The 14,826-nt window shown below is 53.2% G+C and carries 14 protein-coding genes; 12 read left to right on the plus strand and 2 right to left on the minus strand.

The window, feature by feature from the left end; translation table 11 throughout:
- Both NP589_RS00005 and NP589_RS00010 read right to left on the minus strand, forming a co-directional pair.
- Positions 1 to 726, minus strand: a 726-nt coding sequence (locus NP589_RS00005; protein ID WP_256605103.1) for a carbohydrate kinase family protein, incomplete at its 3' end; no start/stop codon positions are given.
- Positions 723 to 2,201 carry a RimK family ATP-grasp domain-containing protein gene (locus tag NP589_RS00010; protein ID WP_256605104.1) on the minus strand — a complete coding sequence of 493 codons (1,479 nt, stop codon included), beginning with the start codon at positions 2,199 to 2,201 and terminating at the stop codon, positions 723 to 725. The genes NP589_RS00010 and NP589_RS00005, both read right to left, overlap by 4 nt.
- 160 nt (positions 2,202 to 2,361) lie before the next feature.
- Between NP589_RS00010 and NP589_RS00015 the strand changes: the two genes are divergently transcribed.
- From NP589_RS00015 to bamC, 12 genes are all read left to right on the plus strand, one after another.
- Positions 2,362 to 3,459, plus strand: coding sequence for a DUF2817 domain-containing protein (locus NP589_RS00015; protein ID WP_371929633.1), 1,098 nt, complete (start codon positions 2,362 to 2,364; stop codon positions 3,457 to 3,459).
- Entirely contained in the window at positions 3,456 to 4,583 is a 1,128-nt protein-coding gene (locus NP589_RS00020) for a GNAT family N-acetyltransferase/peptidase C39 family protein (protein WP_256605105.1), read from the plus strand. The genes NP589_RS00015 and NP589_RS00020 overlap by 4 nt, the downstream gene beginning before the upstream one ends.
- Before the next feature lie 79 nt (positions 4,584 to 4,662).
- Positions 4,663 to 4,818, plus strand: coding sequence for a hypothetical protein (locus tag NP589_RS00025; RefSeq protein ID WP_256605106.1), 156 nt, complete (start codon positions 4,663 to 4,665; stop codon positions 4,816 to 4,818).
- 127 nt (positions 4,819 to 4,945) lie between these two features.
- On the plus strand, positions 4,946 to 6,130 hold the full coding sequence (alaC, locus tag NP589_RS00030; protein WP_064037008.1) for an alanine transaminase: 1,185 nt from the start codon (positions 4,946 to 4,948) through the stop codon (positions 6,128 to 6,130).
- A gap of 37 nt (positions 6,131 to 6,167) precedes the next feature.
- Positions 6,168 to 7,478 (plus strand): homoserine dehydrogenase, encoded by a 1,311-nt coding sequence (locus NP589_RS00035; RefSeq protein ID WP_256605107.1) that lies wholly within the window; start codon positions 6,168 to 6,170, stop codon positions 7,476 to 7,478.
- A gap of 3 nt (positions 7,479 to 7,481) precedes the next feature.
- Complete coding sequence (thrC, locus tag NP589_RS00040; protein WP_256605108.1) at positions 7,482 to 8,576, plus strand: threonine synthase; 1,095 nt, start codon at positions 7,482 to 7,484, stop codon at positions 8,574 to 8,576.
- Positions 8,577 to 8,630: 54 nt separating this feature from the next.
- Positions 8,631 to 10,376 (plus strand): single-stranded-DNA-specific exonuclease RecJ, encoded by a 1,746-nt coding sequence (gene recJ, locus NP589_RS00045; protein ID WP_256605222.1) that lies wholly within the window; start codon positions 8,631 to 8,633, stop codon positions 10,374 to 10,376.
- A gap of 6 nt (positions 10,377 to 10,382) precedes the next feature.
- Positions 10,383 to 11,924 (plus strand): ArnT family glycosyltransferase, encoded by a 1,542-nt coding sequence (locus NP589_RS00050; RefSeq protein WP_256605109.1) that lies wholly within the window; start codon positions 10,383 to 10,385, stop codon positions 11,922 to 11,924.
- Positions 11,905 to 12,600 carry a phosphatase PAP2 family protein gene (locus NP589_RS00055; protein ID WP_256605110.1) on the plus strand — a complete coding sequence of 232 codons (696 nt, stop codon included), beginning with the start codon at positions 11,905 to 11,907 and terminating at the stop codon, positions 12,598 to 12,600. The genes NP589_RS00050 and NP589_RS00055 overlap by 20 nt, the downstream gene beginning before the upstream one ends.
- The gene (locus tag NP589_RS00060) at positions 12,597 to 13,058 is read left to right on the plus strand and encodes a YaiI/YqxD family protein (RefSeq protein WP_256605111.1); all 462 of its coding nucleotides are present in this window, start codon (positions 12,597 to 12,599) and stop codon (positions 13,056 to 13,058) included. Before NP589_RS00055 ends, NP589_RS00060 begins: the two co-directional genes overlap by 4 nt.
- A gap of 69 nt (positions 13,059 to 13,127) precedes the next feature.
- Entirely contained in the window at positions 13,128 to 14,003 is an 876-nt protein-coding gene (gene dapA / locus NP589_RS00065; RefSeq protein ID WP_256605112.1) for a 4-hydroxy-tetrahydrodipicolinate synthase, read from the plus strand.
- A 2-nt stretch (positions 14,004 to 14,005) separates the two neighbouring features.
- A complete protein-coding gene (gene bamC, locus NP589_RS00070) occupies positions 14,006 to 14,755 on the plus strand; it encodes an NlpB/DapX family lipoprotein (protein WP_256605113.1) in 750 nt (249 codons plus the stop codon).
- Positions 14,756 to 14,826: the final 71 nt, after the last annotated feature.

Here is a 14,826-nt window from a genome sequence, read left to right on the forward strand (position 1 = left end):
GTCGCCGGCACCGGTGGTGTCTATCGCGACGACGGGCGGCGCGCCGAGGCTGCCGCGCTCCTGGTCGCGTTGCCAGATCAAGCCACGTTCACCCAGGGTAACTACTACCACAGGAGCAATCGTCGCCAGTTTGCTTAAAGCGTTATGCTCGTCATCGGCGTATTGCAACGCAAACTTCTCCGAACAGACCAGATATTCGACTTTGTCCATCAAAGCCAAAGTACCGTCGTGCAGCGAGCCGGCGTCTAACACTGAAGGTATGGGGTGGGTTAACTGATTCAGAAAACGAAGGGAAATATGCGGTTCGTGTCCATCGAACAACAGCACTTTGGCTGCTAGATCGTCAAAGTTGATGGCGTTGGCGGGCAGGGCGCTGGTTTGCCCTTTGTAATTGATTAACGCGCGCTGACCGTTCGGTTTGACCAGCACCGTCGATAGCGGGGTTGGCGATGTGCCGCGCACAACAAGCTGGGTATCCACACCGTGTTCTTGCAACTCCCGCAAATGACTGTCGCCATACACGTCATTACCCAAATAACCGCAAAAACCGGCCTTACCGCCTAGTTTGGCAACCGTAACGGCGGCGTTGGCAGCGGGTCCGCCACCGCAGCCCAGCAAGTCGTCGGCAACTAGCTTCTCATCGGCACCGGGATGATGCGGCACCGAAAACACCAAATCGTAACTGGCATGGCCGACGCAAAGTACGTCGAGCGGTTTGTCTGTCACTGCGCGACCCCTTTGCTGCGGTTGTCCATCCGCCGCAGAAATTCGCTCATGATGGCTTTGTACAATTCATCACCCAGATATTGGTCTTCCACGCCGCTGTCGATGCTGGGATTGTCGTTGACTTCTATCACGTAGCCCTTGCCGTTGATTTCTTTCACATCCACACCATATAAACCGTTGCCGATAGGTTGCGTGGCCCGCAAGGCCGCTTCCAGTACGCCTTTGGGTACTTCGAAGGTAGGCAGGGTGTCAAAGTTGCCGCTGTCGGTGCGTTTGGCGCCGTGCCGGTAGATTTGCCAATGATTTTTCACCATGAAATAGCGGCAGGCGTACAGGGCTTTTTGGTTGAAGATGCCGATGCGCCAATCAAAATCGGTGTATAAAAATTCCTGGGCCAGCAATAGCGCCGATTGCTCGAACAATTCGGCAACTTTGCTTTCCAGTTCCTGGCGGTTATGCACTTTGACGATGCCACGCGAAAACGAGCCATCAGGGATTTTGATCACCACCGGATAACCGGCGATGGCTTCCAGATTATCCAGATGTTGGGTATTGCCTTTGTGCAAGATCCAGGTTTTCGGCGACGGTACTTTGTGGGTGCGAAACAGATCGGCCAGGTAGACTTTATTGGCGCAGCGCAGGATGGACGTCGGATCGTCGATCACCACCAAGCCTTCCGCTTCCGCTTTTTTAGCGAAACGGTAAGTGTGATGGTCGATGGCGGTGGTCTCGCGGATGAACAGGCCATCAAATTCCGGCAGACGGCCGTAATGATTCAAGGTGATCAATTCCACATCTATGCCCAGTTGCCGGCCGGCATCGATAAATTTTTTCAGCGCGCCGCGATTGCTGGGCGGCAATTGTTCGGAGGGGTTGATCAGAATCGCCAAATCGTAGCGGGCGGTTTTCCGGGCCCGGCTTTTCCGCCATACCTTTTTACTAAAGCGGTCCAGCGCGTCGGCAAACAAGGTTTGCATGGCATCGTCCAATTGCCGGGGAGACACGGCTTTTAGATCGGTGATTTGCCATTGCTGGTCAAAGCGCAAGCTAATTTCCAAGATCGGGCAAGCGAAACGCTCGAACAGCAGTCGGGTCAGTTCTTGAAAAGCCGCTTCCGGCGTCGTGCCGAAATAACTATACAGGGTGAATTCGCCGTTTTTATTTTGATGTTTAAACGCCCGCGCCAGCGGCTGGTTTAAGTCTTCCAGTTGCAAACGGTACAGCGCATTTTTGCCCAAGTCGTTGATGACCTTCACCGAGGGAATGACGTGGTGATTGCGTGCCTCGGCGAGCAGCGAACAATAATAGCCGTCAGACAGATAGGTGTAGCTGCTGCATAGGTTTATCACCCGCACCCGCTGATCGGGGTCGGTTTGTTCGCTGGCCAGATAGTCTTCAAAACTAACGACCTGATCGCTGGGATAATAAGGATTCCAATCCGAGAGGTCGTCAACGACCAACAGCGTACTTGCCATGGTAAAAATGCTCAGTAAGTTTTTGTTGGGCGGGATTTTGAAACCAGTAGGGTTTTAAGACAAGCCGAATTCTGAAATTCCCTTTAAGACTGCCTATTGCTTGCGGCTGAGGGGTTTGCCACACTGTACAATTACTGTCTCCGAACATTTGAGTATGCAGATGAGTTTGTCCCCATTCGGCACTGAAATTGATACCAGCGTATTCCCGGCTAGTTATGCGTCGGCCCGTCATGGCTGGTTGGCGTTATTGGCGGAACTGCCACACCCCGTGCGGCATGAGATTTATCAATGCGCTGGACTGGGGCCGGACGGTGAAGCTCTGCTAACCGATGCCGCCTGGATAGGCGATGAACAAGCAGAAAACTTGGTAGTGTGCCTTGCTGCCACGCATGGTGTGGAAGGCTTTGCCGGCAGTGCGATACAGCTTGATTTTCTGCAAGGATTAAGCAAGCGTCACTTGGACATTCCAAACAATACCGCGATATTGTTGGTCCACGCGCTGACGCCTTGGGGTTACGCTTGGTCGCGGCGCTGCGACGGCGACGGCGTGGATTTGAATCGGAATGCGGTGGATTTTTGTCAGCCCTTACCGGACAACCCCGATTACGACAATTTGCGGGATTGGCTATTCGTCATGGATATGGATCAAAGACAGCAGGCGTTTGCCGATTTTAGCCGGCAATACGGTCGAGTCGCATTGGAAAAAGCCATCAGCGGCGGCCAATACCGCGATCCGTCCGGTCCGTTTTACGGTGGCCGCGCGCCGGCGCATGGCCGGCTGGTCTGTGAGGACTTGATTCAACGTCACAGCTTGGCGCAACGCCGCCTGGCGGTGGTGGATTTGCATACCGGTCTCGGACCCTATGGTTACGGGGAAATTATCTGCGACCATCAGCCCGACAGCCCCGGCGCGGCGGTTGCGCAAAGCTGGTATGGCGATTCGGTGACCCAGCCACTGGCGGGTACTTCCAGTTCTGTGCCCAAGCTGGGTTTATTGGATTATCTGTGGCACGCCAACATGAATCCACAAAGTTGTTATGTGACGCTGGAGTTTGGCACGTACAGCACCGATCACTTGTTTGAAGTGCTGTTGCGCGATCATCAATTGTGGGCGGCAGAAGATAATCACGATCAACGTTTTGCCCACAGCCTGACGATGCGGCATCATTTCTGTCCCAATGACAACGCCTGGCAGGAAATGGTGTTGTTTCGCGCTCGGCAAGTGCTGGGTCAGGCGCTACGCGGAGTGTCGTCGTGACGGCTTTGCCGGCTTTAGCCAACGCGTTGGCTGTGCGTCCGGCGCAAAGTGCCGATCTGGAGGGCTTGGTGGCGTTGGAGAATGCCAGCTTCGCTACCGATAAATTAAGCCGACGCAGTTTCCGGCATTGGTTGAGTTCCGATCATCGCGCCCTGTTGTTAGCCGAATGGGCGGGGCTGGTGGCCGGCTATATTTTGATTATTTATCACCCCGGCACCCGCTTGGCGCGGATTTATTCGCTGGCGGTGGCGCCGCAGCTGCGCGGCAAGGGCATAGCCAAGGCTTTAATGCTGGCCGGCGAGCAAGCGGCCAGCGACGATGGTCGCCTGTATCTGCGCCTGGAAGTGAGCGTGGATAACACTCCGGCCATCCGCCTTTACGAGGCGCTGGGCTTTCAAAAATTTGGTTTGTATCGAGACTATTACCAAGACCATAAAGATGCGTTGCGCTATCAAAAACGCATCCGCCGCTACCGCGATACCCCGCAGCATCGTTCGGTACATTGGCTGCGGCAAACTACGCCGTTTACCTGCGGCCCGGCGGCGTTAATGATGGCGATGCACGCATTAAATAAAACTTATCTGCCGTCGCGCGAACAGGAAATCGAGTTGTGGCGTGAAGCCACGACTATATTTATGACCTCCGGACACGGCGGTTGCCACCCCATAGGCTTGGCCTTGGCTGCCAAACGCCGGCAGTTTGCGGTGGAAGTCTGGATTAATCAAACCGGCTCCTTGTTTATTGATAGCGTGCGCAGCGACGACAAAAAACAGATCGTCGAGCTGGTGGATAACTGCTTCAAGCGCGAAGCGGCGGAGCAGGGCGTGGCGATACACTATGCCAATGTTACGCAGAACGATTTGATCTCTGCGTTCGAAGCCGGGGCGATACCGTTAATCCTGATCAGTACCTTTTCGATGGATCGTAAAAAAGCCCCGCACTGGGTGGTGATGAGCGGTTTTGATAAGGATTGTTTGTATATGCACGATTCCGACCCGGACGACGGTCGGCAGAATGAGCTGGATTGCCAGTTTATTCCCATCGCCCGTGAGGATTTTGATCGCATGTCCTGCTTCGGCAAGTCGCGGTTGCGGACGGCGGTAGTTGTGCGGCCCGGCTTATAGTTCGAGCTTTTCGTTCTCAGGCAGCCGCGCAGGCGTTACAATTGCCGTAGCAACCCTGTATATTCGCGAGACTTTATTCATGAACAAACACAGTCACGATGACAGCAAGAAGGTTAAAAACATCGCCGCAGTTATCTATCTGTTGGTGCTGACGTTTCTGGTCGGCGGTTCTTATCTGCATCAGCAGAGATCAGGCGCCGCTCAAGTTGCGTCAAGCACTGCCGTACAGCCCTGAATTCCAGCCGATCACGATTTTCGGACGCGCCCCGCTGCACCGAAATTGACATCGCTCTGCAACAACAGTACCTTAGCCGGCTTTTCTTTAGAAGCCGTCTCCAAAATCAGAATCTTAAGAGTCATTAATGGAAGAATTTCATCGCATTAGCCGCCTGCCGCCTTACGTTTTTAATATCGTCAACGAGCTGAAAGCCAAAGCCCGAGCGGAAGGCGAGGACGTTATCGATTTCGGTATGGGCAATCCGGACCAGCCCACGCCCAAGCACATACTCGACAAGATGGTGGAAGTGGCGCAGCGCGACGACACGCATCGCTATTCGGTGTCCAAAGGCATTCCTCGTTTGCGCAAAGCCATTTGCGGTTGGTACAAACGGCGTTTTGATGTTGATTTGGATTTCAATACCGAAGCCATTGTCACCATAGGCTCGAAGGAAGGCTTGTCGCATTTGGCTCTGGCGACGCTGGGCCCCGGCGATGTGGTGTTGGTGCCTAACCCCGCTTACCCGATTCATCCGTATGGCGTGGTGATCGCCGGCGCGGATATTCGCCATGTGCCGTTGACGCCCGGCGTCGATTTTTTTGAAGAATTACAAAAAGGCATTGCCGAATGCTGGCCCAAGCCGAAAATGTTAATTCTGAATTTTCCGGGCAATCCGACCTGCCAATGCGTGGAGCTGGATTTCTTCGAGAAAGTGGTGGCGATTTGTAAAGAACATAATATCTGGATCGTCCACGACATCGCTTATGCGGACATCGTGTTCGATGGCTATGTGGCCCCGTCGATATTGCAGGTGGAAGGTGCGAAAGACATCGCCGTCGAGTTTTTCTCCTTATCCAAAAGTTACAACATGCCGGGCTGGCGGGTAGGATTCATGTGCGGCAATCCAACCTTGGTGGCCGCTTTGACTCGCATCAAATCCTATATGGATTACGGCACGTTTACACCGATTCAAGTGGCGGCGATCACCGCTCTGGAAGGTCCGCAAGATTGCGTGAAAGAAATCTGCGACATGTACAAAGCGCGCCGCGATGTACTGTGCGACGGCTTGAATGCGATGGGTTGGCACGTCGAGAAGCCCAAGGCCACGATGTTTGTTTGGGCCAAGATTCCGGAAGCCTACCGGGAAATGGGCTCCATCGAATTTGCCAAGAAATTGATCATCGATGCCAAGGTGGCGATATCGCCGGGTATCGGTTTTGGTCAACACGGCGACGATCATATCCGTTTTAGTTTGATCGAAAACGAGCATAGAACCCGCCAGGCCTTGCGCAGCATCCGCAATATGCTGAAAAAAGACAACGTAGTATAATCGCCGCCATTTTTGGGTATAACGCTAGGAGTCAGGTTTGAAGCCGGTAACAGTTGGGGTTTTGGGATTGGGGACCGTCGGTGGCGGCACCGTCAACGTACTGAAAAGGAATGCCGGGGAAATTGCCCGCCGGGCCGGCCGTGAAATCGTGGTCACCCGTGCTTCTGCGCGCGATCTGAATCGGACGCGGATTTGCGCTACCGATGGCATCACCTTGACCTCAGATCCGTTCGAGATCGTCAATGATCCTGATATCGATGTGGTCGTCGAATTGATCGGCGGCTACGATCTGGCTAAACAACTGGTGTTAACGGCGATTGCCAACGGCAAGCATGTGGTCACCGCCAATAAAGCCCTGATAGCTCTACACGGTAACGAAATTTTCGCGGAAGCCAGCAAAAAAGGCGTGATGGTATTGTTTGAAGCGGCCGTGGCCGGCGGCATACCCATCATCAAAGCCATCCGCGAAGGTCTGGCCGGCAACCGCATCAAATGGTTGGCGGGCATCATCAACGGCACCGGCAACTTCATCCTCACCGAAATGCGCGACAAAGGTCGCGACTTTACAGATGTATTGGCCGAAGCGCAGGCGCTTGGATACGCGGAAGCCGATCCAACTTTCGATGTGGAGGGCATAGATGCCGGGCATAAATTGACCATTCTGGCGTCAATCGCCTTCGGCATTCCGTTGCAGTTCGAGAAAGTTTTCACGGAAGGTATCACCAAAATCACCCGCCTGGATGTCGAGTACGCCGAAGCGCTAGGTTATCGAATCAAGAACCTTGGTATTGCCCGCAAAACCGAAGATGGCATTGAATTACGCGTACATCCGACGCTGATTCCCAAGCGCCGCTTGATCGCCAATGTCGATGGCGTGATGAATGCGGTGCTGGTGTGCGGCGATGCGGTTGGTCCAACCTTATATTATGGCGCCGGCGCGGGTGCAGAGCCGACTGCTTCCGCTGTAGTGGCCGATCTGGTAGATGTGGTTAGAGCGATGACCAGCGACCCGGAAAACCGGGTGCCACATCTGGCCTTCCAGGCCGATGCGATTGCCGACATCCCGGTGTTGCCTGCCGAGCAAATTAAAACTGCTTACTACCTGCGCCTGACCGCCGAAGACAAGCCCGGCGTGCTGGCCGATGTGACCCGAATACTGGCCGCGCACAACATCAGCATTGAAGCCTTGATCCAAAAAGAGCCGCCGCAAGGCGAGACTTCGGTACCCATCATCATGTTGACGCAACTGACTCTGGAAAAAGAAATGAACGCCGCGATTGCGGCCATCGAAGCGCTGGCGACAGTCAGCGGCAAAGTGGCGCGGATTCGCTTGGAAACTTTAGGATAAACCATGGCAAACCAAACCCGCTATACAGGCATCATCGAACGTTACCGCGACCGCTTGCCGGTCTCCGCCGACACCAGGCTGATCAGTCTTTGCGAAGGCAATACTCCGCTGATTCAGTTGCAAAATATTCCGCGACTGATTGGCAAGGATGTCGATATTTACGTTAAATTCGAAGGTTTGAATCCGACCGGTTCCTTTAAAGATCGCGGTATGACCATGGCGGTGACCAAAGCCGTGGAAGAGGGCAGCCAGGCCATTATTTGCGCGTCCACTGGTAATACTTCGGCGGCTGCGGCTGCGTATGCAGTCCGCGCCGGCATCAAAGCCTTTGTATTGATTCCGGAAGGCAAGATTGCGTTGGGAAAATTGGCGCAAACGCTAATGTACGGTGCGCAAATTATTCAGATCAACGGCAATTTCGACGCCGGCATGGATATTGTGAAGAAAATTTCCGATCACGCGCCCGTCACCATTGTAAATTCCATCAACCCCTATCGGATCGACGGCCAAAAAACTGCCGCTTTCGAAATCGTCGATGCGCTGGGCGATGCTCCCGATTTCCACTGCTTGCCCGTCGGTAATGCCGGCAATATCACCGCCTATTGGAAAGGTTATAAAGAATATTCGACCGATAGCGCAACGCATAAAGCCGTTACTAAAAAGCGGCCGGTGATGTGCGGGTATCAAGCCGCCGGTGCTGCGCCATTTGTTGCTAGAGCAATGGTGGATAACCCGGAAACCGTGGCTACGGCAATCCGTATCGGTCATCCGCAATCTTGGGATGGCGCCTGGACCGCGCAGAAACAATCCGGCGGTTGGTTTGAGTCGTTCACCGACCAGCAAATCTTGGCCGCACAAAAAATGTTGTCGTCCTACGAAGGCATTTTCTGTGAGCCGGCTTCCGCTACATCACTGGCTGGCGCTTTGCATGACATCGCCAACGGTAATATTCCGGAGGGTAGCAAAATTGTTTGTACCTTGACCGGCAACGGTATCAAGGATCCGGATATTGCCATCAGTCAGTGTAAAGACGCACATCCGGTGACGATCGACGCCACACTGGATGCGGTGAAAAAAGCTATTCTGGATTCGATGTGAGTCTAACGATGAGCATCGGAAAGCCGGCATTTGCCGGCTTTTTTATTGCCTGATATGTATCTGCAAAGCGTTAAGAAAGTCATCCTTCCGAGGCCGGTGCAGACTAAAAATCCGCATTTCGGCGAGATGGACCCTGTGCTGCAACGGATTTTTAGCAGCAGGGGCGTGCAGAGTGCCGACGAGTTGGAGCGTAGTCTGGCGAGTTTGCCTTCGCCGTGGTTACTGACCGGCATGAAGGAGATGGTCGAGCATCTGGTATCGGCGATCAAACAACAGCAAAAAATTACCGTAGTCGCCGATTTTGATGCCGACGGCGCCACTAGTTGCGCGTTGGCCTTGAAGGGTTTGAGTTTGCTGGGTGCCGGCGCGGTCGATTTTGTGGTGCCCAATCGTTTCGAATACGGTTACGGTCTGACCCCGGAAATCGTCGAACTGGTGAAGCGGCAAACGCCCGATATTATCGTCACGGTGGATAACGGCATTTCCAGCATCGAGGGTGTCAAGGCCGCCAAGGCTGCCGGCATCAAAGTGTTGATCACCGATCATCATTTACCGGGTCTTGAATTGCCTGCTGCCGATGCGATCGTCAATCCGAATCTGCCGGACGACAAATTTCCCAGTCGGCATATCGCCGGAGTGGGCGTGATGTTTTACATCCTGATGGCCTTGCGGATTCGTTTGCGCGAATTGCATTGGTTTGAAAAAGCTGGCATCCCGGAGCCGAATCTGGCGCGACTGCTGGATTATGTGGCTTTGGGCACGGTCGCGGACGTGGTGGCTTTGGATCAGGTCAATCGGATTTTGGTGCATCAAGGCTTGCTGCGAATTCGCTCCGGGCAATGTCAGCCGGGTATCAAGGCCTTGACTGAAATCGCCGGCAAGCAATTGGCCGGGATTCACGCCAGCGATCTGGGTTTTTCCATCGCGCCGCGTTTGAACGCGGCCGGGCGGATGGACGATATGTCTTTGGGTATCCAGTGTTTGCTGACCGACGATGCCGGGCTGGCGCATGACATAGCCGAGCAATTGCATGCCTTGAACCAGGACCGAAAAGAAGTCGAAGGGCAGATGAAGACCGAGGCCATGGCTTTGCTTTCGGAAATGAAGGCGCTCGATGAAAAACATGTGCCGGCGGGGGTTTGTCTCTATGACGGCAATTGGCATCAAGGCGTGATCGGTATTCTGGCGTCGCGGATCAAAGACCGCGTACACCGGCCGGTAATTGCATTTGCACCTTCTGACAACGGCGATATTAAGGGTTCGGCACGCTCCATTAATGGCGTACATATTCGTGATGTGCTCAGCGAGATTGCTGCCAAGCATCCGCAGATTTTAAGCAAATTCGGCGGTCATGCGATGGCGGCGGGATTGACAATTAAATTGCACGACTATCCGCATTTTGCCTTGGCCTTTGCCGAGACGGTGGCGGCGAAATTGGAGTTGGTGGATCTGGAACAGAAGGTCTATTCCGACGGTGAATTGGACGAGCAGCACATGAGCTTGGCATTTGCGGAAGTTCTCCAGCAAGCGGCTGTGTGGGGGCAAACCTTCCCAGAGCCGGTATTCAATGGCGTGTTCGATGTGATCCAATGCCGGATCGTCGGTCAGCAGCATTTAAAGTTTGTATTGCGCTTGCCGTTCAGCGGCCAGTTGCTGGATGCGATAGCGTTTTTTGCCGATCACCCCGAAAAATGGCTGGGCTGCCGGAAAGTCAACGCGGCCTACAAGTTGGATATTAACGAATTTCGCGGGCAACGCAGCCTGCAACTGTTGTTGCATTATCTGGAGAAATGGGAGTAACAGCCTATGTCTGAGAGATTGTTACGCTGGATGGACGCGCATACGCTGGCTTTGCTGCTGGCGATTATGCTGTTGCGCGGCGGGTTTTTGCTGATCAACGGCTTTGATTTGATCGGCGATGAAAGTTATTACTGGGATTGGTCACGGCAACCGGACTGGTGCTATTACAGTAAGCCGCCCATGATAGCTTGGCTGATTGGCGCATTTACCTGGCTGTTGGGCGATTATACGTTTACCGTGCGCTTGCCGGCGCTGCTGTTGGGTACGGTTTTTCTGTGGTTTTTTCACGCTACGGCAAAGGCCTTTTACGGTGCGCGCGGTGGCGCTTTGGCGCTGTTGCTGGTGTTGGCGACGCCGATCAATGTCTTGGCCAACTTTCTGATGACCATCGATGCGCCGCTGTATTGTTTCTGGGTAATGAGCGTGTATTACTTAAGGCGGGCGCTGTTCGACCAGCAAGCGCGCGCCTGGTTATGGGCGGGTTTGGCTAGTGCAGCGGGCCTGCTGAGCAAGCAATCCGCATTGATTTTGCCGTTAATGTTACTGATATTTTTGGGCTTGGATAGTCAGCGACGCAGCTATCTTAAAAAAGAATTTTGGCTGTATTTTTTGCCCATTTTAGTCGCTGCTGTACCTATTTTATGGTGGAACCAACAACACGACTGGGTAATGTTTGGGCATAGCAAAGGCCATTTCGGTAACCACGAACCAGTTGGCGTGCTTAAGCATTTGCAATGGGCCAGAGATTTTCTGCTTTATCAGCTGTTGCTGGTTTCGCCCGTGCTGTTTTTCTTGGTAGTGATCAGTAGCGCGCAAGCCGCGTTTAACTTCAAACGGCTGCCGGCAGAGCAACGGTTTTTGTTATTGATGGGGCCCGCTTTATTATTGGGGGTGTTGCTGCTCAGCGTTCTGCAAAAAGCCCAGGGTAATTGGCCGATGCCGTTTTATTTTACCGCCTTGATTTTGTTGGCCGGCAATGGGTTGGCGGGTGCCTGGAAAAGGACCTTGAAATACGGCATCGGGCTGGGTTTGGCGATGGTGCTGTTGACCTATTCGCTGCCCATCGTGTTACAAATGTTTAAATTGCAAAACACCGCGTACGATCCCACCAAGCGTTTTAATAATTGGCAGGAGTTGGCAATTAATGTGCATTTCGAGCGCTTGATCAGTTTGCCCAACCTGGATAATACCTTTGTGGTAGCCTTGGGCCATCGTTATCTGGCAAGCGAGTTGGCGTTTTATTTGCCCGATCATCCACAGGTTTATCGTTACGAACCCAGCGGTTTGGTGACATCGCAATACGAGGTCTGGTCCGGTCCGCAAGCGTATATCGGCAAAAACGGCTTTGTGATTGGTGAAACCCCCGAGGAAAACCTACCTGCTGAATTGAAAGCGGCGTTCCAAAGCTTTCGATTCTTGGCGCAAGTTCCCAATCCCGCCAAACCAAATTCCCCGTATTACCTGTACTTAGGTGAAAACCTGAAGTTCTGGCCGGAAGCCGTTCGGCAAACATTAGATAAGGAAGGATATGCCCCATCTGAAAATTAGACGCGCGCGCAATGAGCTAGTGCTCGTCTTGCTATTGGCGGCGCTAACGACGCTATTGTTTGGGCTGACAGACCTGGATTTACGCTTGGCGGCCTTATTTTATCATCCGGAAAATCCCAGTGATGTCTGGCCGACGCAGCACTGGTGGCCCTGGAAACTGTTGTACGACTATGCTTTTCCGTTCACATTGTGGTCCGGTCTGATCGCGTTAGCAGTTTATGTCCTGAGTCATTTTCATGCCTACACGCAACGTTTTCGCAGGAAGGCCTTATATATTCTGCTGGTCATTGCTTTAGGTCCGGGCTTGGTGGTCAATCTTATCGTTAAAGATCATTGGGGAAGACCCCGGCCGGTGCATGTCAGCCAATTCGGCGGTGAGCATCAGTATGTGCCGCCCGCCAAATTCGGCCACACCCCGGACAAGTCCTTCGTCTGCGGCCATTGCTCGGTGGGCTATACATTTTTTGTGTTGTATTTTCTGTCGCAAAACCACAAAGCCATTTATTTCCTGCTGACAATAGTGCTGGCCTGGACCTTGGGCTTTACCCGGATGACTTCGGGCGGGCATTTTGCGTCGGATATTTTATGGTCCGGTTATCTGGTATTTTTGGTGGCCTATGCCTTGTACTATGGTTGGTATATTCGCATAAAACCGGACATGAATACCGAGCAATGACGGTGGCAATCAAGATTTGGGTGGATGCGGACGCCTGTCCAAATTTGATAAAAACGGTATTGTTTCGCGTCGCCCAAAAAAGACAGTTGGAATTATTGCTGGTAGCCAATCAAAGCATAGCCGCGCCGCCGTCGCGATACATTAAATCCATTCGCGTCAGCGGCGGTTTTGATGTGGCTGATGATTATATCGTCGAGCATTTTCGGGCTGGCGATGTGGCGATTACCGGCGATATTCCGCTGGCCGCAAAAATCATAGCCAAGCAGGGGTTTGTGATTAACCCGCGTGGCGAAGCTTACACGGCGGAGAATATCGGCGAGAAACTGGCCATGCGCGATTTCATGGAAGGCTTGCGCGATAACGGTTTGGCATCCGGCGGGGCGGCGGCCATGGCGGCCAAAGATGTCCAAAACTTCGCGAACGCGCTGGATAGATTTCTGGCCGCCCGGCAAATATAACAGGCTGAGTTTTCAGGGTTAGCTTGATATAATGGCTAGGTTTTATTTACCTAAACACGAGAGATTTGCATGATTCAAGGTAGTATCGTTGCGCTGGTAACCCCGATGACGGAAGACGGTGCGGTGGATGAAGCCAGTCTGAAACGGCTGGTGGAATTTCATATAGAGCAGGGCAGCGACGCGCTGGTCGCGGTAGGCACTACCGGCGAATCGGCAACTCTCGACGAAGACGAACATTGTGCAGTCATCAAGTTTATCGTCGATTGCGTGGTGGGCCGGATACCGGTCATTGCCGGTACCGGTGCCAATTGTACGCGCGAGGCGATTCGTCTGACCCAAAAAGCCAAACAAGCGGGCGCGGATGCCTGTTTGCTGGTAACGCCTTATTACAACAAGCCGACTCAGGAAGGCTTGTACCTGCATTACAAAGCCATCGCCGAAGCGGTCGACATTCCGCAAATCCTGTACAACGTGCCGGGCCGTACCGCCTGCGACCTGTTGCCGGAAACCGTGGGTAAACTGTCGAAAATCGATAACATCGTTGGCGTGAAAGAAGCGACAGGCAAGTTGGAAAGGGTTAAACAAATCCGGGATTTAACTGGCGACGATTTTGCGCTGTATACCGGCGACGACGCCACCAGCTGCGAATTTTGTTTGTTGGGCGGCAACGGTAGCATCACCGTAACCGGCAACGTGGCACCAAGATTGGTGCATGAAATGCTGACTGCGGCGATGAGTGGTGATCGCGCAACTGCGGAGGCGATAGACGCCAAATTAACCGGCTTACATAGCAGTTTATTCATCCAATCCAATCCTATCCCCGTGAAATGGGCGGTGGCTGAAATGGGTTTGATGGGCCATGGTATTCGTTTGCCTTTGACTTGGCTAACCGAGGATTGTTTCGCTACCGTGCGTACGGCGATGCATCAAGCTGGCGTTTTATAATCATGAAAACTCGCCTATACGGTCGTTTGGCGCTGGTCTCCGCGTTGTTAGTAAATGCCTCGTGCAGCACCATCAAGAGCTGGTTTCCGGATAAGGAAAGAGATTATCAATTTACTACTGAAATACCCGAATTGGTCGTTCCGGACGATCTGAAAACCAAGACCTTGGCGACAAGTCCGGTAAGTAAGACGCCGGAACCAGCGCCGGTGCAGCAAGAATCAGTCAAATCCACGGCGGCGGCAGATGCTGTCGAACCCGTATCCAGCAAGCCGGAGAAAGCCGAAGCTAAGGAGACTGTAGCGGCAGCGGGTTCAGGGCGTAGCGTGCAAGCAGCCGGCAGCAATGGCGTCAGCAGTTTGCAAATCGATCAATCCGCCACTCAAGCATGGTGGATAGTCGGTAAAGCCTTGAGCCGGCAAAAAATGGAAGTGGTTGAGCGGAATATGGATAAAGGCTATTTCTTTGTTAAATACGATCCTGACGCGATCAAGCCGGAAGACGGGTCCATTTTGGACGAAATCACGTTTTTATTCGGTGACGATCCTAGTCAGGAACAAGAATACCGGGTAAGTCTGCATCAACTCGATGAACTACTTACCGAAGTGACCGTGCAAGATAGTGACGGTAAAACCTTATCAAATGCCGCTGCGACCTCTTTGCTCAGATTAATTACCGAAGGCATCAACCAGGATATACCGAGCAGCACCCCGGAAAAGTCGGACAACGCAGCCGATAATGCGGCGGCGCCATAAAACGACCGCGTTGCTTGCGGTTTGGGGCTTCCCGCGATTTACGTCCGGAATGCCCCGTATTTATCTCTTTC

It is taken from the genome of Methylomonas rosea, from assembly GCF_024505055.1.
Classification (GTDB): domain Bacteria; phylum Pseudomonadota; class Gammaproteobacteria; order Methylococcales; family Methylomonadaceae; genus Methylomonas; species Methylomonas rosea.